The sequence below is a fragment of the Streptomyces sp. SID13726 genome (assembly GCF_010548375.1).
GTDB lineage: Bacteria > Actinomycetota > Actinomycetes > Streptomycetales > Streptomycetaceae > Streptomyces.
The window spans coordinates 1-1,037 of sequence record NZ_JAAGLY010000063.1 but is presented as its reverse complement, the minus strand read 5'-3'; the positions used below and the strand labels follow the sequence as shown (position 1 = coordinate 1,037).

Here is a 1,037-nt window from a genome sequence, read left to right as displayed (position 1 = left end):
GCCGAGAAGAACTCCGTCTACACACCGATCGCTGTCTGAGGAGGGTTCCGGGATATGCCGCGTCAGTTCACGTTGTTCACCGGTCAGTGGGCCGATCTTCCGCTGGAGGAGGTGTGCCGTCTTGCCCGTGACTTCGGTTACGACGGTCTCGAACTCGCCTGCTGGGGGGATCATTTCGAGGTCGACAAGGCGCTCGCGGATCCGTCGTATGTGAAGTCCCGGCATCAGTTGCTGGAGAAGTACGGTCTTGAGTGCTGGGCGATCTCCAACCATCTGGTCGGGCAGGCGGTGTGCGATGCCATCATCGACGAACGCCACCGGGCGATCCTGCCGGACGCGGTGTGGGGTGATGGTGATCCCGAGGGGGTGCGGCAGCGTGCGGCGGAGCGGATCAGGGACACCGCGCGGGCCGCGGCGGCTTTCGGTGTCGAGACCGTCGTCGGCTTCACCGGTTCCGCGATCTGGCATCTGGTGGCGATGTTCCCGCCCGCTCCGGAGGCGATGATCGAGCGGGGTTACGAGGACTTCGCCGAGCGCTGGAACCCGATTCTTGATGTGTTCGACGCGGAGGGTGTGCGGTTCGCGCACGAGGTCCATCCCAGCGAGATCGCCTACGACTACTGGACAACTCAGCGTGCGCTGGCGGCGGTGGACGGTCGGGCGGCCTTCGGGCTGAACTTCGACCCCTCCCACTTCGTGTGGCAGGACCTGGACCCGGTCGGATTCCTGTGGGACTTCCGGGAGCGGATCTACCACGTCGACTGCAAGGAGGCCCGCAGGCGCCTCGACGGGCGCAACGGGCGCCTCGGCTCCCATCTGCCGTGGGGTGATCCGCGCCGGGGCTGGGACTTCGTCTCCGCCGGACACGGTGACGTGCCCTGGGAGGACGTCTTCCGGATGCTGCGCTCCATCGACTACCGGGGCCCGGTCTCGGTGGAGTGGGAGGACGCCGGCATGGACCGCCTCCAGGGCGCGCCCGAGGCGTTGAAGAGCCTGAAGAAGTACGACTTCGAGCCACCGACGGCCTCCTTCGACGC

At 66.7% G+C, this 1,037-nt stretch carries 1 protein-coding gene; it reads left to right on the top strand.

Annotated elements, in window-relative coordinates; all coding sequences use genetic code 11:
* Positions 1-54 precede the first annotated feature (54 nt).
* On the top strand, positions 55-1,037 hold a 983-nt coding region (locus G3I78_RS46330), incomplete at its 3' end, for a sugar phosphate isomerase/epimerase family protein (RefSeq protein WP_164436537.1).